Raw genomic sequence first — 509 nt, forward strand, 5'->3', positions numbered from 1 at the left:
CTTCGCTCTACCTTTTCTTTTCTAAATTTATATAGTTCTTTCCCAGATGGGGAAAGGCGATTTAATCTAACTTGCTCCTTATGGTCTTCCCAAACATGTCGAGTTATTACTTTTTGTTTGGTTTTCGACCTTGTACACTGTGAGAGTAGAGGACATGTGGCACATTTCTTGGGATCAGATTTATATTCTCGATATCCTTCTCTTGTAGTTGTTCGATAAGTTAACTCCTCCTTATTTGGACAAATATACAGATCATTCTCTTTATCATATGTAAATTTCGATTTAGGAAACAAACCTTTGGTTGGCTTAAATCTTCTATGGGCAATTACTCCAAATATGCCTCTATCCGATAATCCTTTACAAACAGCACTAGTCAAATATCCTGAATCTAAAGCTGAAGCTTCTACTTTAAAACCAAATCGCTCGATTTGGCGGTCAAGTCTTGATAAATAAGGAACAGAATCATGGACATTTCCTGGTGTAACATAGGCATCAGTTATAATGTTGAA

General features: G+C 36.0%; 1 protein-coding gene. It reads right to left on the reverse strand.

Features of this window, described 5'->3' with window-relative positions:
- Nucleotides 1-509, reverse strand: a 509-nt coding sequence (locus tag LC095_RS27365; protein ID WP_226530918.1) for a transposase, incomplete at both ends; no start/stop codon positions are given.

The organism is Metabacillus niabensis (assembly GCF_020524345.1).
Classification (GTDB): domain Bacteria; phylum Bacillota; class Bacilli; order Bacillales; family Bacillaceae; genus Metabacillus; species Metabacillus niabensis_B.